The 20899-nt window shown below is 33.9% G+C and carries 15 protein-coding genes; 12 read left to right on the plus strand and 3 right to left on the minus strand.

Translation table 11 applies throughout. The features are described 5' to 3' along the window. Positions 1-232 precede the first annotated feature (232 nt). Together G509_RS0106205 and G509_RS0106210 are read left to right on the plus strand one after the other, a co-directional pair. Positions 233-1585: a site-specific integrase gene (locus G509_RS0106205; RefSeq protein ID WP_026990719.1), complete on the plus strand. Its 1353-nt coding sequence runs from the start codon at positions 233-235 to the stop codon at positions 1583-1585. Positions 1586-1842: 257 nt separating this feature from the next. Continuing rightward, positions 1843-4164: a hypothetical protein gene (locus tag G509_RS0106210; protein ID WP_026990720.1), complete on the plus strand. Its 2322-nt coding sequence runs from the start codon at positions 1843-1845 to the stop codon at positions 4162-4164. A 2-nt stretch (positions 4165-4166) separates the two neighbouring features. On the opposite strand, the gene G509_RS0106215 is transcribed toward G509_RS0106210, so the two are convergent. Beyond that, positions 4167-4526, minus strand: a complete 360-nt coding sequence (locus G509_RS0106215) for a hypothetical protein (RefSeq protein ID WP_026990721.1) — start codon at positions 4524-4526, stop codon at positions 4167-4169. A gap of 168 nt (positions 4527-4694) precedes the next feature. Between G509_RS0106215 and G509_RS0106220 the strand changes: the two genes are divergently transcribed. The 3 genes from G509_RS0106220 to G509_RS0106230 all read left to right on the plus strand — a co-directional run bounded on the left by G509_RS0106220 (position 4695) and on the right by G509_RS0106230 (position 6970). Next, positions 4695-5072 carry a helix-turn-helix domain-containing protein gene (locus tag G509_RS0106220; RefSeq protein WP_026990722.1) on the plus strand — a complete coding sequence of 126 codons (378 nt, stop codon included), beginning with the start codon at positions 4695-4697 and terminating at the stop codon, positions 5070-5072. A 148-nt stretch (positions 5073-5220) separates the two neighbouring features. Continuing rightward, positions 5221-5988: a leucine-rich repeat domain-containing protein gene (locus tag G509_RS0106225; RefSeq protein WP_026990723.1), complete on the plus strand. Its 768-nt coding sequence runs from the start codon at positions 5221-5223 to the stop codon at positions 5986-5988. Between the two features lie 364 nt (positions 5989-6352). Next, positions 6353-6970 carry an endonuclease domain-containing protein gene (locus G509_RS0106230; RefSeq protein WP_131450723.1) on the plus strand — a complete coding sequence of 206 codons (618 nt, stop codon included), beginning with the start codon at positions 6353-6355 and terminating at the stop codon, positions 6968-6970. Between the two features lie 731 nt (positions 6971-7701). Here G509_RS0106230 and G509_RS0106240 read toward each other — a convergent pair. Next, positions 7702-8712 carry a PDDEXK nuclease domain-containing protein gene (locus G509_RS0106240; protein WP_026990726.1) on the minus strand — a complete coding sequence of 337 codons (1011 nt, stop codon included), beginning with the start codon at positions 8710-8712 and terminating at the stop codon, positions 7702-7704. 382 nt (positions 8713-9094) lie between these two features. Beyond that, entirely contained in the window at positions 9095-9793 is a 699-nt protein-coding gene (locus tag G509_RS21560; RefSeq protein ID WP_051199981.1) for a phospholipase D-like domain-containing protein, read from the minus strand. A 356-nt stretch (positions 9794-10149) separates the two neighbouring features. Between G509_RS21560 and G509_RS0106250 the strand changes: the two genes are divergently transcribed. From G509_RS0106250 to G509_RS23530, 7 genes are all read left to right on the plus strand, one after another. Next, positions 10150-12006, plus strand: a complete 1857-nt coding sequence (locus G509_RS0106250; RefSeq protein WP_026990727.1) for a hypothetical protein — start codon at positions 10150-10152, stop codon at positions 12004-12006. Between the two features lie 73 nt (positions 12007-12079). Next, positions 12080-12418 (plus strand): hypothetical protein, encoded by a 339-nt coding sequence (locus tag G509_RS0106255; protein WP_026990728.1) that lies wholly within the window; start codon positions 12080-12082, stop codon positions 12416-12418. Between the two features lie 5 nt (positions 12419-12423). After that, a complete protein-coding gene (locus G509_RS22775) occupies positions 12424-13353 on the plus strand; it encodes an MvdC/MvdD family ATP grasp protein (RefSeq protein WP_026990729.1) in 930 nt (309 codons plus the stop codon). Next, entirely contained in the window at positions 13337-14011 is a 675-nt protein-coding gene (locus G509_RS23525) for a Pycsar system effector family protein (protein WP_026990730.1), read from the plus strand. The genes G509_RS22775 and G509_RS23525 overlap by 17 nt, the downstream gene beginning before the upstream one ends. A 61-nt stretch (positions 14012-14072) precedes the next feature. Further along, the gene (locus tag G509_RS0106270; RefSeq protein WP_026990731.1) at positions 14073-17849 is read left to right on the plus strand and encodes an nSTAND3 domain-containing NTPase; all 3777 of its coding nucleotides are present in this window, start codon (positions 14073-14075) and stop codon (positions 17847-17849) included. A 299-nt stretch (positions 17850-18148) separates the two neighbouring features. Beyond that, the gene (locus tag G509_RS0106275) at positions 18149-19711 is read left to right on the plus strand and encodes a type I restriction-modification system subunit M (RefSeq protein WP_026990732.1); all 1563 of its coding nucleotides are present in this window, start codon (positions 18149-18151) and stop codon (positions 19709-19711) included. After that, positions 19711-20898: a restriction endonuclease subunit S gene (locus tag G509_RS23530; protein WP_051199983.1), complete on the plus strand. Its 1188-nt coding sequence runs from the start codon at positions 19711-19713 to the stop codon at positions 20896-20898. The genes G509_RS0106275 and G509_RS23530 overlap by 1 nt, the downstream gene beginning before the upstream one ends. Position 20899 lies beyond the last annotated feature (1 nt).

Genomic DNA, 20899 nt, shown 5'->3' on the forward strand with positions numbered 1-20899 from the left:
TGAAAACCTGCAAGTTACGGCTTTGCAGGTTTTTTATTTTTACCCCTGCACCATCAAAATTTTCAAAAATACACAAAGTTTTTGTGGCAAATCTGTGGCAATTTAAAATTGCAAAAAAAAATGCCACAAAAAATGCCTTAAGTTTTTGATTATCAACATGTAAAGCTGCTTAACGACTTGATTTGAAAGCACTATAATTCGACCTTTATTAATTTTTTAAAACGTTGAATTTATGTTAGAGAACAGTTTCGGAATCACCTTCTTTTTGAAGAGTTCCACAAGTAAGACAAATGTTAGGTATATTTACCTTAGAATCACAGTAGATGGGATACCCAAAGAGACGTCTACCAAACGCAAATGGGTAACAGACCGCTGGGATCAAAAAACAGAGCGGGCTACGGGCGGGAAAGAGGATGCAAAAAATTTAAATTTCTTCCTTGATGCAATGCACATGAAGATCCAACAACACAAAAGCGAGTTAATGCTTGCAGGCCAACTACTCACGACCCAAAAGCTGATGGATTTTGTAATGGGTAAGAATGTTTCTAAGGCAACAATCGTTCAGGAGTTCCAAAAGCACAATGATGAATTATTGGCTTTAGTTGAAAAGGGCGAGTACGCCATAGGTACGCATGTGCGTTTTAAAATTGCCAAAAAGCACCTCAAGGAATATCTGCACTACAAATATAATGTTGAGGATATGGATTTCCGTGAGCTTAATTTTGAGTTCGTAAAGGATTATGAGTTTTACCTAAAAACGGTTAAAAACATCAGCCACAATACAGCGGTGAAGTACATTACCAATTTTAAGAAGATTGTATTACTCGCCATTGACAAGGAGATTATAGCAACTGACCCCTTCAAGCGGTTTAAGGCAAAGAAAATAAAAATTCATAAAAAGCCGCTTAGTTCCTATGAACTTGCACAATTGGAAAACCATACTTTTTTTACCCCACGCCTTGCTACGGTACGGGATATTTTTGTTTTCCAGTGCTATACAGGGTTGGCCTATATCGATGCCTTTAACCTTAAGAAATCGGATATAAAGTCAGGGATAGATGGCGAAATGTGGATTATTACCGAAAGGCAAAAAACCGGTAGTAATATTAATGTACCACTTTTGCCGAAAGCGAAAGCCGTCATGGAACGCTACAAAGACCACCCGCTTTGCTTACAAAGAAATTCTGTGCTGCCGGTAACCTCCAACCAAAAGATGAATGCCTATCTGAAAGAAATAGCTGACCTCTGCGGCATAGAAAGCGTCCTGAACACCCACAAGGCCAGGCGTACTTTCGGAAGCACTGTAACGCTCAATAATGATGTGCCAATCCATGTAGTAAAAGAGTTGCTTGGGCATCAATCGGTAAAGCAAACTGAAGAGTATGCTATAACTGAACAACAATCCGTTGGAAGGGAAATGAAGCAGTTACAGCAGAGATTACGTCAAAAAGCTGAATTGCCGGATGCCCCACTGCCACCAGATGTTTTAAGAATGCAGGAAGAGATTGTTTCTCTGAGAAAACAATTAGGAATGGACAGTTCTACTAAACCTGAAATCAAAAGTGTTCTCAGGATATGTAAATAAGTCTTTGCAGGCTTGTTTAAGTTTCGTGCATTTAATATTTTTTTGTTAGCCAGGGTAAGTAATCTCTAATAATTTCAGTTAAGGAATTATGGGTTTAAGCTGTAGTAGTAAAATTAGTATCATTTTTTAATCAGTTGAAAAATACCTACATATAGGTATTTTTCAACTGTTAATTAGGTCTTAATTTTATGCCGTACCTATTTGAATACTAATTAAGTAATTTGTAAAATTCTTAAATAAACCTCATCAACACAACCATGAAAATAGCAGCAACAATTACACTTTTATTATCTATAGTTATTACGTATGGACAACAAAATATCGTTTATCAAAACGGTCAAATACCTTCAATAAAAATTGGAAGTCCAATAAAACTTTTGCTACTGGCTCAAACTGAAGAATCAAAATTTTTCTTGAGTGATAAAAAATTTGAAATTCGTATTGGTAACAGTATAATGAGCTCTGATAAATATAAAGTTTCGTCGGTCGACAATACTAATTTTATAGTAGAGTTTAATAGTCCCGAAGAAATGGGACTATTAGGCCAAAACAAAGATTTGTTATTATCTAATGGAGTTAAAGACTACAATTTGAAAATTAGTTTTTACGCAGACCCTCCTGTTATGAAAAATATGCGTTCGTCCAATACGCAGAATACCTCAACCATGATATTTTATAATGATATCGGCGATTATCAAGATATTATTATTGAAGTGGATGATGTGACCAAAGTAAAGAAGATAAAATTTACAGATGGAAATTTACAGATCAAGGGATCAGGTAATACTAATGAAATTGACTATTCGAATTCGGATTTTAGGACCGATATTCCAAATAATCTAATTTATATAAAGGCAAGCTTAAAAAATGTTCAAAGCCTTAGTTTCATAATGACTTATTTAGACTCGAGTTTTAATGATACTCCTACCAGTGAACAACTCGTGCCTAGAGATATAAATTTTCTGGCCAAATACCCCGGTGGAGCTATGTCAGTCACCCCCAAAATATTTTATGCGGACGATTTCAATATTGAAAATGCGACTCCAGACCTTACTCTTGATTTGAGTTCTTCTGGACGTGACGGTTTAAACTATGATTTTTCTTTAGTTAACAGCATAGCAGGTTCAAATCTTCCTTCACAAAACATTAATATAAAAAGCTTAAATACGAACAGGGCTTCTTATAATGTAGGTAAACCAATTATAGTTTCTCTTCCTACCACTATCACTACAGGGCGATACATAGTTATGGCAGCTCCGGGCGGAAATGTTATTAATGCATTGCGCAGTGAAATTGTAGTTTTACCCCAACCGTCTATTAATGGTATAGTCGTGCGTAATGCTGTTAATAATAATGAACTGGTACGAAAAAAAGGAAACACTTATACCATAACTGTTAAAGGTCCAAAATTGCAGCAAATGCAAGATTTAAAATATTATATGGTATGTAAAACCAATCCATCTGTAAAGATTTATTCCTTAACACCTGATGCAGCAATTTTAGAAGATGCTGTAAATATAACTCTTAATTTTGGAGATGATAATTTTCATCTTATCGATGCCGGAGATTACGAGATAAGGATAGCAAGGCGGGTACCGGGAGGCTTTGAAAAAACTTACTTAAATGACTATACCATTAAAGTAGTTTACCCTAAACTTATGGCGTCTAATCAGACTTTGCCTGATTATGTGGGATTAAGTAATACAGCTGTTTTTTATGATAGTAAAATCTTTTTTAAAGATGAAAAAAATGGAAAAAGAAAACTTTTAAAGCCTGAAAGTCCCATAATATTGAAAATCAAACCCTCACCTGAAATTGTTGAAAAAGGGCCACAATACCTTAATGTGGAGGCTGTTTATTACCAATCAAATGGCAATAAAACAACGGTTACTTGGACTGAGGGGGATTCCAATTCGTTAATTGTCAAAGATCAGGATGTTACATACAATTTAAAAGCAGCATTTAATTTACAAGATAGTGAGCCATTAAATATTGGTGAAAAAATCGTAGTTAGCGTAAGACATTCTCCCATCGTTTACGGGAAAAATAATACAGATGAGAAACAGACTTTCATTTATTATAGAAAGGATAGTTTTATCGAACGAATAGGTTTTACCGCTTCTTTGCCACCTTACATAGCCGTTGGGCGAAGAGTTTCAAAAAAAACTGTAGTAAAAGATGATCAAGGAAATATTACAGATGTAACATTTGATGAAAGTAGTAAAAAGTTCCAAATGCAAAACTTAGTGCTTAATGCAGGAATTGGATTTAAATTCAGGTTTAAGAAAGACAACTACGAGCCTTCAAATTTTGCCCTAGGCGCCTATGTTATGGGGTTAAACTTCGCTGATTCTGATAATAGCGACGACCAATTAAACAATCCTGAAAGCAATGATTTTGTTAGAAACAGATCGTTTAATGCAATGATATTAGGACAATTTGACATTGTTAATTTAGATGTACTTAACGCAAAGATACCTGTATACCTCGGGCCTGCATATATTTTTGATCCTCTTGACAACGGATCTAAATTTGCTTGGGTATTTGGTTTAGGTATTGATATTACTATAGGCGATTAGATTTATAAATTGATGATTTTAACTACAGTATAGGCTGTATCGTTTTTAAACAATGGCCTGCCTGTCAAATACCATTTCAGGTAATAAAGGTTACCGTCTTTTAGTTTATGGATCACGTCCGCACTGTCTATAATTTTATAGGGCATCTGTACCGAATGTCTTTCAAACAATTTTTCAGCACGGTCATACATTTCTGAGGCGATCTCGTAGAAATTTCCTTCCATGATAATAGTCAGTATATCGCTCGTTTTGCCTGCTGTATTGGATTCATGCAAGGTGACAGCAGTTACATCCATTAAAACCTTAAGGTCATTGATCAGTGCTTCAAATTCTTTTTCCGGTGGAATTACAATTGCATCCATAATTTTGATTTTTACCTGTTGAACATTCTTTTAAATTTGTATTTTTGTAATGACCAGCAAGTAAAAAAGACTTTAAGGTGTACCGAATCAATTTGTTGTGTATGGTACATTTTTGACCATGTATTTTACATCTTGGAGAATAACACACCTAAATATTACCTTTGACTTATGAGTACTACAGCAAAACCAAACCATATAGGACGTAAAATCAGCCGTATCCGTGAACTTCGCGATATGAAGCAGGAGGCTTTGGCGTTGGCTTTAGGAACGAACCAACAGGCAATATCCATTATGGAAAATAGTGAAACTATTGAGGAAGAGAAATTAGTAGAGGTTGCAAAAGCTTTGGGCGTTAGTGTTGAAGCTATCAAGAATTTCTCTGAGGAAGGAGTTATCAATTATTTTAATAATTTTTATGATAATAGCCAAGGTACTGTAGGAAATTATCACTGTACATTTAATCCCTTAGATAAGCTAATAGAGGCTTATGAGGAAAATAAAAAGCTTTACGAGCGTTTGTTGGAAGCAGAAAAAAATAGAAGATAGTCTCGTAAGAGCTTATAAATAAAATAGCAGCTTAATGTGCTGTGAATGATAGAGACTGCTGAGAGGCGGTCTCTTCTTTATTTAAACAATAAATTTATCATAAGGATATTTCTAATAAAAATGTAAATTTCCAGAAAATTAAAACATCATGGATGTCGCCAAACAGTTGTACGCAATAGAAGAGATAAATGCAATTTTTGAAAACAAAGGGTTTGATTTTACTTTCGAGCAACTGTTAGAAAGCAATGACGATGATATTAACTGGTGGATTAATCTAAGCTATGATTGGAAAATAATTATAGTTTATAATCACCATAGAAATTCTACAACCAGTATAAGTAAGATTAACAACTTTGATTCTATAATCACTACGATTAATAGCTGTAAAAAAATTAAATTAAAAAATTTTTTAGCGGAATGTAAACTTATGACAATATTTCATTGCAGCTGCTATGAAACATATTTTATACAGGATTTAAAGCCAATCTATTATTTGGTAAATCTTGAAAGGCTGTACTGTCAAGGTTTACAAGTTATCAACGAACAATCAATTTCATCTTTAAAAAATCTTACGTTTATAGACTTTAGAGGAAGCAATTTAGATTCTCTGGAAATGTTGGCAGAAATAAAGGGTTTAGAAGATTTATACATTCAACGTACGGAAATAAAAAGCCTTAAGGGTATTGAAAATCTTACCTTCTTAAAAAAGATAAATTTTAGTAATACATACGTTGATTCAATAGAGTATCTAAAGAATGCCACTAAATTAGAATATCTATCCTGCTTTCAAACATATGTTTACGATTTAGAACCTCTAAGAAATCTACAAGAACTTAAAACTATTTTCCTCTATTCAACAAGAATTAATAATCTGGATGTGTTTCAGCAGTTTAAAACATTGATAGCATTAACATAAGTAATACAGGAGTAGTTGACTTACTGCCATTAAGTAACAATATAAATTTGTATAAAGTAGCCATAAAAGGGACTTCAGTACCAATTGAAAATAGTGATAGACTTAAGGCCTTAATACCTACTGTGGAGATTGATAGAGGAGAACCTAAAACAAACGGTTTGGTTAGGACATTTCGACAAACAAGGTAAAAGAGTTTAAATATAAAAGCTAATATAACTACAATATTAAAAGCAATATGAGCCACTTCCTCGATAATTTTACAGAAAAGGACGTTAAGAATTTAGCAACTAACTAATTGCTTTCCTACGATTTTAATCAACTTGAAAACATAACGGATAAATGGGGATTTTTTCGACAGATATACATGGAGAATATATCGGGAATTTTGCAAACATCTGAAAATGATATTCGCAAGTGGGATCAGGCTTACTTGATAGATTGGCTGAGACATTTTTCACCAATTGAGAAATCTGCCTGGAATTCTATTCGCGGAATCGGCGGTATTGTATTATATCCGCAGTTTCCTGTATTTAATTTCTTCATTGATTTTGCTAATCCGTATTTAAAAATTGGATTAGAACTGGATGGAAAAGACTATCATGACCCAGTAAAAGATTTAGAAAAAGATAAGAAACTTGGCAGATTAGGCTGGAAAATTTTTAGAGTAACAGGTAAAGAGGCTAATGCAGATTACTTGACCAATAATGAATTGGACGAGCGAGGAATTACAGGATTACAAAAAAAGGAAGCTATTGAACATTGGATTTTAAACACTTGTGACGGGTTGTTAACGGCAGTAAAATACTGGTACTTTTCAACACAGGAGGAGAAAGAAAAGAATTTTTGTTTCTATCTAAATCCGGAAGAAGATTCTGAGGATTATTATAGTGAAGAGAATGACGAAGAATTGGAAAAAATTGACTTCCATTCTTTGGCAAAATATACTTTAGAAAAGCATAATCTGGTGAAGTTTATAATTTAAGATTCCAAATTAGTTAGATACAGGTTCTAAATGTGCTCGTCGGGCTTAATTAAACTCAAGTTGCTATCAGTCGATATTTGAGGCTACATTTCACGTCAATGAATCTATGAATCAGGATATTTTCAAATTAGGATTTGTTGTGTAGCCTATCATGGCATACTTTACAAACTGAAAGCAAATCCTCTAACTTTTCGTCAAATAGGTTCTCGTATGTGAGGTGATGAACTTCTTCAGCCGCACTTATTTTGCACACCTGGCATAAGTTATTATCTATAAATAATGCTTCAGTTCTTTTTAATTTCCATGCATGTGAATTAAGGTAGTTATTATATTTACCATATTTCGAAGTATCAAAATTTAATTTCTTGACACATTCCCGTAAATAGATACTTTCCCTGCCTCTCTCTTCTTTCCATTTTTCGAAATTATGATAACTAAATTCAGATCGGATTTCCTCAGAATATTTTTTTAAACTTAATGGTTTGTTTCTGTCAGTGCAACCTCCACAATTCAAACATTGCCTGTGCAATCTTTTTCTCGTATGATCTAAATGTTCAATTGTAACTATTAAATATGATTTCTTACAACAATCTTCAATTCTTATAGGTTGTAGATATAAGCAATCCGAGCATCTAAAAATGTCATGGAAATCGTGTTCAGATTTAAAAATAAAGTTCAAGCTGTTACATCTTATGCACTTTATCATTTGTATAGTGTTAGAAAATTATGAGCTAAGACTTTTCATCTGTTCCGCGTTTCTCAATTTCCTTTCTCATTTCTGCAATCAATTGTTGTTCACTAGGTAGGTAAAGCTTATATTCACTTGCAATTATCGTTTTATTATCTTCCGGCAACGATATTTTTACAACAGCATTATTCTTTTCAGCACACAATAATATACCTATTGTAGGATTTTCAAATTCCCGTTTTTCATACCTGTCGTAATAATTTACATACATCTGTAATTGACCGACATCTTGATGGGTAAGTTTATGCGTTTTTATTTCAATAATGACAAAGCACTGTAAAAGTCGATTGTAGAATACTAAGTCTATAAAAAATTCATCTCCTTCAATATGCAATCGCTTTTGCCTTGCTAAAAATGCAAAGCCGTTGCCTAGTTCAAGCAAGAAATCATGAAGATGTGTGATGATGGCTTGTTCTAAATCTTTTTCGTAATATGATGCTTCCCTATGCAATCCTAAAAACTCGAGGTACATAGGGTCTTTAATAATTTCCTTTGCGTCAGAAGGTTGTTTTTCATTGCGGGCTACAGCTAAGACATCTTCCTTGTCATTACTTATAAGTAGTCGTTCCCATAGACTGCTATGGATCTGTCTTTCTAACTGGCGGGTTGTCCAATTATTTTTTATAGCTTCAGCAATATAAAATTCTCTTTTATCATCAGTATCAAGTCGTAACAGCATTTTATAATGTGTCCATCCCAATTGCGAACGCAGTGCGTTCGCAATTGGAAAAGTTCTATAAAACTGGCGAAAAAGCTCAACCTGCCTCTTAGAAAAACCACTTCCATATTCTGGTTCTAACTGTTGGGCTATAAATTTTATAAGATAATCCCCATAATCCGCCCGGTCTTTTCCCTGCTGCTCTTCTTCGAATATCCGTCTACCAATGTGCCAGTACATTAACGTGCGTTCATAATCTACCAGCCGTATAGCCTTATTCTTAGCCTCGGAAATAATTGTCTTGATATCTGTTACCAAAGATTGATTTACAATCATTTTCTTAATTTTATAAGTGATGTAAATTTATAAAAACTATTGAGGGCGATGCTCTAAAAACAAGATTAATTGAATCGTTAATAAAATTGATGAACAGTAGTAGCTCAATAATTGGGCGAAAAACTTCAGAAGAGCCGTCCAATTTTTTTTTCGCCTATTAGAAAAGAGCATTCACATTTAGCTTTTCAATATCTATTAAATTCACATGGATTGGAGCAATGGGAACATCTAGTTTAGCTCAGCAAGAGGCTGACCCATCGTTCGATGAATTAATTGAAACTGATAAATTAGTCCAACATTTTTCTCAACTTAATTCATAGTTCCTCATTTGCATAGACCGTATCATATAAAGACTATTCTATCTTTTTATAAAGTTATTCACCTACATAGTGCTGGTGCTGTAACAATTGTAACAACGTGGGCGTGCCATCGTCGAACTTTCGTCTTTACCGCACCTATGACAAACATTCTCTTCATAAAAATGGTTTTGAAAATTGCTCCAGGTCTGATAGCAACTAAGGCAGTACGGTGCTCCAGGATCATAGGCTATTGAACTTTCGCAACGGATACAAAATCCCTGCTTTACACTTGCAGTCTGATAGTGCTTTGGTGCCGTAATATTTTCTGTCGGAGTTCTGAACGAATTATTGAATACTTTGCGTTCTGCCGACTGCATGATTGACCTTACTTCTGCCGTTGCTTTAGTGTATATATTTTTATCGTTTAGAGCATCGATCAATATACCCATTTCGCGATTGGTCTTTTCAGAGAACTGGTACATATTCATGGATGTAATTACCATAGTGTTCTCGTTATAAAAGCACTTCGCATGCAGATTTTCAAAGTAATATAATTCCACGCCTTTCAACTCTCCAATAAGTGCTTTTTCATTAGGGCGCAAGTCATCTTTTCCATAAATGATCTTTATTAGCACCTTCCTGTTTGAAGCATCCTTAAGCCGTTCAAAAAAAGTTTTTGAAAGCTGTAAATAAGGTGAGACTAAAACGAGTTCCGAAGTTGCATCGATTATTATGTCTTCAATATGGTGGGAAGTACCATTTGTGGTTAAAAAATCTGCCATGAGGTTATAAGTACAAGTGTTTGGTTACTGCAATTTTATTAATACTAATCGTATTAAGCAAATTTATATCCCATCAAAATTTAGTGGGGATTGGAATCTTCTTAAAGCGGTTATAACTTTGTAAGGAGACAGTAAGTTACTGCCTTCCAGATATGTTTACTTGTTCTCATAAATAATGGATCTAAAGAACTATATTTATAACACCATATTAAATTGTAATAAATATGTTTGTAATTTTTATACTGGCAATATTAGGTTGATAAAAGAACAATACTTGATACCCAATACTTGTGCATTTAAAGTTATACGAAGTAAACAAAAAGCTTTTTAGACACAAAAAACCAATCACAATTATTATGACTGATAACTTAATTTTTAACAAGAAATTTTTTTGCATAATAGACCGGGATAATATTGATTTGGGAGCAGTTATATCAAGTTACGTTTGTAAAAGGCAAGAATTTACTCCGATCTTTGAATTTTCTAATGTTACAGATGCCGATCATCAAAATTCAGAACAAGATATTGACGAGCATAGCTTTAGCAGAAATAGATCTAGACAGTTCAACATCCAAATTAAGAATGCATTGCAAAGGACTGGGGAAATACAGTATTTAATCCTTGGTGGGCTTAGTGATGAACAAAAAAGCTATCTAAATTTTGTAAACAATTATAATGTTTTAGAAATTAACAGTTGTTACGAAGCAATGGCTATTCTCGGCCCGATTACAGAGAAATATAATACACTTAGTTGTCCACCACATGCTGTATTGACTGGACTACATGTAGCTCTTAATAAAGGGATGGCACTTAAAATTGAAGAAAATTCCTTGACACCAACTTATGAAAACGCTTTTGACAGTGGTCTAATCGTTATTGAAAACATCCAGAAAACATCTTGTGTCATAGCTGTAAATTACGCTTTTAATATATCGGCAGATGTAATGATAATATCCGAGCCATCGTTAAATATCCGCGAAATAAAAGATCTTATTGAAAGATGGCGAAAAGGTGATGGAAATGCCTATAATGATTTAAGTGTTGCATTATATAAGTCATTTGAAGATGTTGATTTTACTAATTATAGATACTCAACTTTTTTTACTGTAGGGGCACCATATGCATTGATATTAAAAAATTTAATTCTTTTTACCCACGTGCATTTGCGCTTAAAATGTGACTTTTTTATTTTTAACTGTATTCATTTTGAAACAAAGGAAATGACTAATAGTGCTATAGTTTTTTCACCGCTTGAGTTTAAAGACGAGGAAACTGAATATATTATAAATATACTTCAGCAAAGAAACTATTATGTTAAAGAACTTATCGGTAAACAAGCGTCAGTTTATCAAATAAACAATCATGTCAAGGAATTTCCATTTGACCTGTTACACATATGTAGCCACGGCGGCGAAATTAGTGGATACAGCGTCTCAAAACAATTTACTGACCGTGACGGTAACCAACATTCAGTAGAATTTGATGAAGTAGTTAGTTTCGCCCCATCTCACAATGAAGAATTGATTCCCGTTACCGTTAAGGTACTACCTAGGCGTTTTAATGACCTTGTCTGGGGAAGCGAAGCTATGAAAGCAAATAATTATCCTCATCATGTTTTTGTTGATATGTATCAAGCAATAAATGATGTCCAAAAAAGCGAAAGGATTAAAAAAGCAATTGTTCCTAACTCTTGTGCTATTAAGTGTGTCGATTTTTATTATCAAGCTGTATTTGATTCTATCGCTTTGATGCGTTCACCATTTGTATTTAATAATACATGTTGGTCTTGGATCGATATTGCAGATTCTTTCCTAGCTGGAGGATCCAGAGCATATATTGGTACTTTATGGCAAATTGATAATGCTATTGCCAAAGAAGTTGCCGAACAATTTTATGAGCGGGTTTTCGATGACACAATTTTAAGTGCACTATATAAATCTATAGAGTGTACTAAAGCGACTAACAATCAGGATATTTACATAATTTGGGGTTTACATTTTTCTACCTTAACAACTAACCCTGTAATTGAGAACCCTAAGCTAAATGTAGCAAGAAGACTTCTAAATTCTCTATCTGACTGGAAAATAAAACAAAGGGAAGCTTCAATTGATTCAAAAAATGCTATCCAATCACTGATTTTGTGGACTGCAACAGAGTTAGCCCACAATTATCTTGACGAGACGAAAATGCTTATTAAAAATTCACCTTACTAAAATATATTAAGTTAATTTTTAAATATCGGAAAACGTAAATTCTTACTATCTTTAGAGTTCTAATCCTCGATATATGAAGCCACTAATTCTAGAATTTATAGAAGCTGCAACTGAACCAGATTTAGATTTTTCTATGATTGAATATAATTATGATTTAAACCTTAATGTTAATAAGACTACTGGACTTCCAGCTGTACAAATGCCAACTTTAAGCACTTCTACAGGCACTAAAATTTTTGATGAAGTTTCTGATTCTGATGATAGCGAAGCATTGACAATGATGGCAACAATGACTGGAACGTTTACGACTACCGAGGGTTCTGACAGTGATCCTCGTAATTTTACGCATTTTACTACAATGATAACAATGACGACAACAAGGACTATGCTTGAGTCATCTGATACGGACTAATCTTTATGATATTAATTATTACTCACAAAGAAGATTACACTGCTGATTATCTTGTAAATATTTTGAATGAGCGAAAAATCCCTTATAAAAGATTTAATTGTGAAGATATTTTAAAAACCCCATTTTCAGTGGATTTTCAAAGTGATTACCTACTTGATATCTTAGGTGAAAACACATACTATTCCGTGTGGTTTCGTCGAGTAAAATTACCTGATTTTCCAGGTATTAAAACTCATGAACATTTTTATCTTCAAAGAGAATCTGAAGCATTTCTTAAAAGTTTGTTTAGTGTAATTGAAGCTAAGTGGCTGAGTAATCCATTCTCAGTATACCAAGCTGAACACAAACTTTTACAAATAAAAATTGCAAAAAAACTAGGTTTAAAAACTCCAAAAACCCTCGTTACAAATTCGAAATTAAAGTTACAAGAATTTTTCAAGGCATGCGATGGAGATATAATTGTGAAGCCTATTGGACAGACACGAATATCTTCAACTTATGGTACCGAATTTATATATACCAGTATTGTTACAAAAGAATTTATAACAAATATTGACGACTATGATTTAACCCCTTGCATATTTCAGGAACATATAATTAAAGCTAGCGAGATAAGAGTGACGGTTGTAGGAGATAAGGTTTTTGCGGCTGAAGTAGATTCGCAAATTGACCCTGCTACTAGAATTGATTGGCGAAGAAAAAATATTAAATTTTCAACCTGTGAACTGCCCGATGAAATTAATAATCTTTGTGTTAAACTTGTCAAAGAGCTAAGCTTAAATTTTGGGGCGATTGACCTTATTAAAACACCGGAAGAAGATTATATTTTTCTCGAAATAAATCCTAACGGACAATGGGCTTGGATTGAACTCGAAACCGGATTACCGATATCAAATGCTATAATAACTTTTTTATCAGATGAAAAAAATTCGTAACCTATTCAACATTATAGGTGTCTTTGAAGGAAAATTTATAAATAGTGCCATTCCGGATGATGTGACGGCATATGCTGATCAGCCAGACGAAATAAAAAGCTCTGTACATATGGTTTACCTGCAAGGCTTATCTAACGATGAGGAAAATAGATTAAATCTAATAGAAAGCAAATCTTCTCAGCTGGTGGGGCAAACAGGGGTGATCTTTTCTTTGCTAAGCCTTTTTGTACCAATTCTTATTGATAAAATTAGTGATTTCCCATTATACATAAAACTATTGCTACTTTTGCTTCTATTACTGTCGTTATCATTTTATATTTTAACCATAAAAAATGCGTTAAAAAATTACAATCTTAAGCGATATAACTATAGTAATCCGGCACCCGCCAATGTACAAACCTTCCATCAAAAAACTATAGCGGAATTTAATTCAGAGGTTATTAGAGACCTGTTATACAGCCTGCATAGAAATAAAGAAATAAACAATCGAAAAGCAACTAGCTTAATACAGTCTTACATTTCTTTCCGGGTAGCAAACATTCTTACTGCAATATTGGTAATCTTACTATGTAGTATATTGTTACTTGGAAAGCAAAATACAAAAGAATTGGAAAATTGCAAAAATAATATTATTATGAGCATTTCATCCCACTATTGAGCCAGCAACAGTGCAAAAAGAGATTTGCAAATATACTTGTAAAAATATAAAAGAGGTATTTATGAATACTATTACCCAAATAGAGAATGCTTTAAAAGGAATTAATCAAGCGAGTTTTCAAATCTTAGTAAATCACCTTTTGCACTTGCAAGGAAATAAATTTATTGGGGCTCCAGGCGCAGTTGTTGGAAAAGAGAAAACAAGTAAAGGCACCCCAGACTCATTTTTTGTAAATGAAGATAGATACGTTTTTGTTGAATGTACAACTCAGGAAAGATTAGGAGAATCTAAATCTTTTTTTGAGAAACTTGCAAAGGACATAGACCATTGTTATAAGGAAGAGGTAACAACAATAAAAAAAGAACAAATAGAGAAGGTCATTTTAGCTTGTAATGAAAAGATAAGTGTGGAGGAATATGATCGACTAAACACTAAAGTGAAATCATATAATTCTGACACAAAGTTTGAGATATTAACCATTCAAAATTTGCCGTTGCTCATATTTGATATTCCCAAATTAGCTGATGAATACCTCAATATTCCAATTATTAAAGGAGACATTTATACCCTTGAAGAGTTTCTCTTAAAAACAGAAAAAGGCTTACAACCTTCGCTTACAAATGAATTTATTGGCAGAGAAGAAGAACTTAAAAATAGTATTGAAATTTTAAAGAATCACGACATTTTACTATTGTCAGGTGGTGCAGGTATAGGGAAATCTAAACTGGGAGTTAAGATCTTGGAAGAATTTTACAAAGATGATTATGTTCCAATAGTTATCCAAAGCTCAGGGGTATCTCTATGGGATGATTATCAACATCTTTTTTTGCCCGGGAAACAGCATGTTATTTTGTTTGACGATGCCAATAAATCTATTACAAATCTAAATTATTTGCTCAGTAAATTAGAAGGGTCACAATCTTATCACGTAAAAGTTGTAATTACATCTAGGGATTATGTGAAAAAACAAGTTTCCTCCGCACTTGATAATTATTTATATAAAGAGTTAAATATACCTGAATTTAAGGACGATGAGATTGCGAAAATAATTGTTTCTGCTTTACCTAATCTTCAACATCATAGCGATATAAAACGAAAAATCGTTGATTTAGCAAAAGGGAATGCGAGAGTTGCCCTAATGGCGACCTATTCGGTCACTCCTGATTCGGAAACTAATTATTTAGACAGCCCGGTATTACTGTATGAAAAATACTTTAAGAAAATTTCTGAAGAGGTAGGTATTTTCAATAACCCTATAATCCTAAAATCTCTCGCAATTGTATCGTTTTTTGGTGTTGTAGACAAGAACAATGAAGAATTGAAAACAATTCTATTTATAAAATTTGGAATTGATTGGAATGAATTGTGGACAGCTATAATGGAACTTCATAATAGTGAAATATTGGACGTTTATGCTGATGAGATTGTTAGAGTATCAGACCAGGTACTGTCTACATATGCATTTTATAAATGCTTTGTTGACGACAAGTCTGCGGTTATTAATTATGCAGAATGGATTGCTGTTTTTGTTGAGAAATTTTCAAGCAGAATCCGTTCAACACTTGTAGATGCAAATAACACATTTGCTTATCATCACGTAAAAGGTTTGGTATTACCTCATCTAAACGAAGTATTAAATCAAATAGGTACTGATGGATTATTGTATGCTTTTTATGACTTATTTTGGTTTTATAAGGGGCGCAATTGCCTGTTATACTTAAAAAAGTGGATAGGAAGCCTTCAGCAAGAGCAGTATCCTCAAGTTTTTAATTTTGGCTATGTCCATAATGACCATACCTCAGCTACGAAACATTTTGAACTTTTAAAAAATTTTTGGAATCATCCTAATGAGTTATTGAAGCCTTCACTGGAACTGATGCTTACATTATTAGATAAACAACCAAGTCGACTCCCAGAAATTTTAAAATTTCTTCACGAAAACTTTAATTTTAAGGTGCAGGATGTAGAAAGCCAATACTTACGACAGAATGTGCTATTAGATGTTTTGATAGACAGTAATCTCAATGATCACAAAAAATTATTGGCAAATGGTATTTTTCTAAACTTGGCTGAAGCCTTATTAGGTTGGCATTATACCGAATTTGGTTCAGCGAAAGGTCACGCGTTTACCATTTATAATTTTGACTTATATAAATCAGATAAATTAATGGGATTGAGAAAGCGTATCCTTAATAGATTTTATGATCTGTTTATGCCAGAAGATGAACAATCGAGAAAAATTTTGCAGCGTATCATTAATCCTGATGGGGATATAGATAAAAGTATTTATATAGATGAGCTACCACTTTATCAAACAATCATTGCTGAAAAGTTAGATAGTACTCAGTATGCTGACTGCAAATTTGTCAGTGTGCTTGGTAAACATTTAACGAAAGCAGGAACGCCTTATCCTCAAGATTGGGATGATTTTATTGAATCTGATATAAGGAAGTTATACAAATTTTTAAAGCCGGATTGGGAGTATAAGGATGGAAAATCCATAGATGAATCTGAAAAAGAAAAGAGAGAAGAACTTAATGATTTTGTAAAGAGAAATGATTGGAAAGAAATCGAGAAATTTCTTTTAGATGTAGATACTTTGTTTAAACAACAAAATGATAACCATAGTTGGCATATTGAATCTGCGGTCACAGATATTTATGCATCTATTGCAAGAAAAGATAAAGGTGAGTTTGACAAGGCTCTAAGACTTTATTTTAGTAGAGAGGTATCTTTCCAATTGCGGAGCAATGTTTTAAATATCGTCCTGCAAGAAGATATTATGACTGGTGAGGAGTTTATTGAAATAATGAATGGATATGAGCTTAGGGAAAAGTTCTTCTGGGAGTCGGCATTAGTAACAATGCTGCCAGCGGATCAGATTAACAAATCTTTCTTGATTCTTCTCATTGAAATATTTAACAAAACAGATGAGCGTCTTTACATCCACAGAATGCTTGATTATCTGAAGTATGAAGCAGTATTCGAAGATTATAAAAAAGAAAAACCAGAATTAGAGAAGCATAATATCATTACCTATCTGACCAGTATCGTACTAATTAAAACACATAAAACCAGGCGTGATTTTGGATTTCATTTTTGTTCTGAATGTGTGCAATATTTTGAAAATCAAAATCAAATGCTAAGGGATGCATTTTGGGCTCAATATGAAATAGATTCTCATTTTGATTATGACGGTAAAGAATTAAAAACACTATTAGACATTAATAAAACATTCATAAATGAGAGCTTAAAAAGTGATATTATAGGGTTAGATTATTCATCAAAAATTAAGTTGAGAGATATTAATACAGATTTCATCTGGGAATATGAGGAATATGAAGAACTGATTGAAGATATATTGTTGATAATTTTAGACAAAGTTGAACATACATATTTCGTAGAAGAAGATATTTATTCACTGTTTAAATTCAGAAAGGCCGATGAGTCTAGGACGAGTAAAGTCAAGACATTAATTATAAAACTAACACAAAAATATTGTAATAATGATAAAATAGTTTTGATGTTAGCAGAAGTTGTTTACAATTATTATAGAGATTGGTTTGTAGAATACTTTAAAGAATTTCTTGTGCTAAATAATGATATTGAAATTACAAAAAGAATCAGTTTCGATAGAAGCGCAAGTACTACAGGTAGTTGGGTTCCCGTATACCAAAAGAAAATCGAATTCTATGAAGATATATTAAAGATGATTAATTCTTTACCTAATATTTTAGATTATTCTGATCATATAGACTACTTCGAACAGAAAATTATTTGGAAGAAAAAGGATATCGAAAGAGAACAGAAAAGGGATTTTATGGATGAGTTTTATTAATCAAGATCATTTTTAACCATCATATGATTAGGAGAAGACTTGGAAAAAATCATCTCTCTTTTTGAAGAAAAGAAAAACTATGTAAAAGATTATTACAAGCGGAAAAAGATAAAGTAGCTTACTTAGAAAAACTTATGAATAAATAGTAACTTCGTGTTGCTGTGACTGATGGAGACCGCTGAGAAGCGGTCTTTTTTTATATTGATTAGATTTAATTTCTTTACGGTTTTCACTTCCGTTTATATTCGATACTTTAGCAGTCATAAATTCCTTATTTAAAAAACAATCATACTTGCTTGATGGCAGCCGAACAAAAACAAAAATTAGAACAACAACTCTGGAATATTGCCAATACCCTTCGTGGAAAAATGGATGCCGATGATTTTAGAGATTACATATTAGGTTTTATTTTCTACAAGTACCTGAGTACAAAAATGGATTTATATGCCAATACCATCCTGAAACCGGATGGTTTGACTTTTCAGCAAATTGAAGGGCATGCTGAAGAAGAGGCTCTACTCGAAGAAATTAAACAGTTAGCACTAGACAAACTGGGCTACTTTTTATTGCCGTCTGAATTATTTTCGGAGTTGGCACGAAGAGGTAACACCGGCGGCAAGAACAATTTTATTTTGGGCGATTTAGCTAAAGTACTTTTGCACATTGAGCAAAGCACCATGGGGTCTGAAAGCGAGGAAGATTTTGGCAACCTGTTTTCTGACCTGGATTTAACGTCGCACAAGCTTGGGAAATCAGAGGCAGATAAAAACGAACTGATTGTAAAAGTGCTGGTGCATTTAGACGAAATTGATTTTGATTTAGAAAATACCGACAGCGATGTACTGGGCGATGCCTACGAATATCTTATAGGCCAATTTGCGAGCGGCGCAGGCAAAAAAGCAGGCGAATTTTATACGCCGCAGCAGGTAAGCAGCATTTTAGCGCAACTGGTTACGGTGGGCAAAGACCAGCTTAAAAGCGTATACGATCCTACCTGCGGCTCGGGGTCGTTGTTACTGCGTGTAGCAAAAGAGGTAAAAAACGTAAGTGCTTTTTACGGACAGGAAATGAACCCTACCACCTATAATTTATGCCGCATGAATATGATAATGCACGATGTGCATTACAAACGTTTTGATATAAAAAATGAAGATACGCTGGAACGCCCGCAGCATTATGATATGCGTTTTGAAGCCATTGTGGCTAATCCGCCGTTCTCTGCAAACTGGAGTGCAAGCCCGCTGCACATGACTGACGAACGCTTCTCTGCATACGGCAAACTGGCCCCGGGCAGCAAGGCCGATTTTGCTTTTGTGCAACACATGGTACACCAGCTGGCCGATAACGGCACCATGGCTATTGTACTACCGCACGGCGTGTTGTTTCGTGGGGGTGCCGAGGGCCACATACGGGAGTATTTGATACAGGAAAAAAACTACTTGGATGCCGTAATAGGCTTACCCGCCAATATTTTTTACGGCACAAGTATACCTACGTGTATTTTAGTGTTGAAGAAAGAACGGCAGCACCCCAATGATATTTTGTTTATAGATGCAAGCCAGCACTATGATAAGGTAAAAACCCAAAACGTGCTGAGCACCGCGAATATTGCTAAAATTATTAGTACCTATACCGACCGCACCACCGAAGCTCGGTACAGCCATGTGGCACCGCTTAGCGAAGTGGCCACTAACGATTATAACCTGAACATACCGCGCTATGTAGATACGTTTGAAGAAGATGCCGCCATAGATTTAAACGCCATAACCACCGAGCTGCGCCAACTGGCAACACAGGGCGCCACTACCGATGCTACAATTGCCGCTTTTTGTGCAGAATTAGGAATTGAAACCCCATTCTAATGAGTACAGCAATTTTAAAAAACGAAGAGAAAAAAGCTTTGGTGCCGCAATTGAGGTTTAAGGGATTTGAAGGTGAGTGGAAAGAAATTTTATTAGAAGATTTTGCTAAGCGAGGCTCTGGACACACACCAAATAAAAGTTATTCAGAATATTACAATGGCGATATTAATTGGATTTCATTAACTGACTCTAAAAAACTTGATAACGGCTACATCGAATTTACTAATACTAAAATAAGTCAATTAGGACTTGATAATTCATCAGCTGTTCTTCATCCAGCAGGTTCAGTACTACTATCAAGAGATGCTGGTGTTGGTAAAAGTGCTGTAATGAAAAAGTCTATGGCTGTGAGCCAGCATTTTATTGTTTGGACTACAAAGGAAAACGTTTCCTCTAATTGGTTCTTATACAATGTTCTGCAAATATTAAAACCCGAATTTGAGAGAATTGCAATTGGTAGCACTATCAAAACAATTGGTTTACCCTATTTTAAAAAACTAAAAATAACTGCACCTTCATTTCACGAGCAACAAAAAATAGCGTCTTTTTTAAGTGTGGTCGATGAAAAAATACAACAGCTTAGCCGTAAAAACGAACTTTTAGCTCAGTACAAAAAAGGCGTAATACAGCAATTGTTTTCGGGTGCCTTGCGGTTTAAAGATGCCAATGGAGCGGATTATCCGGATTGGGAGGAGAAAAAGTTTGGGGAAGTTGCAAGTAAAAAATCTTCAAATATTTCCGCAAATAAAATTGAAGAAAATTTTGGTGATTTTATTATTTATGGGGCTTCAGGAGTATTAAAAAAAGTTGATTTTTATAAAGAAGAAAACGATTATATCAGTATTGTAAAAGATGGTGCTGGAGTTGGAAGGTTATTATATTGTAAAGGAAAATCTTCTGTGTTAGGTACAATGGAAATTATAAGCCCAAAGCAAAGTATTGATACATATTTCTTATATTGCTTACTTTCAAATATTGATTTTAGTAAATATGTTACAGGAAGTACTATTCCGCATATTTATTTTAAAGATTATTCTAATGAAGTATGTGGCATTCCATCCCTACCCGAACAAAAAAAAATCGCTGCTTTTTTATCGGGTATCGATGCTAAAATAGCACATACCGGCCAGCAAATGGCGAAGTCGCAACGCTTTAAAAAAGGGCTGTTACAGCAACTGTTTGTGTAGT

The organism is Flavobacterium subsaxonicum WB 4.1-42 = DSM 21790 (genome assembly GCF_000422725.1).
In the GTDB taxonomy this organism is placed as follows: Bacteria; Bacteroidota; Bacteroidia; order Flavobacteriales; family Flavobacteriaceae; genus Flavobacterium; species Flavobacterium subsaxonicum.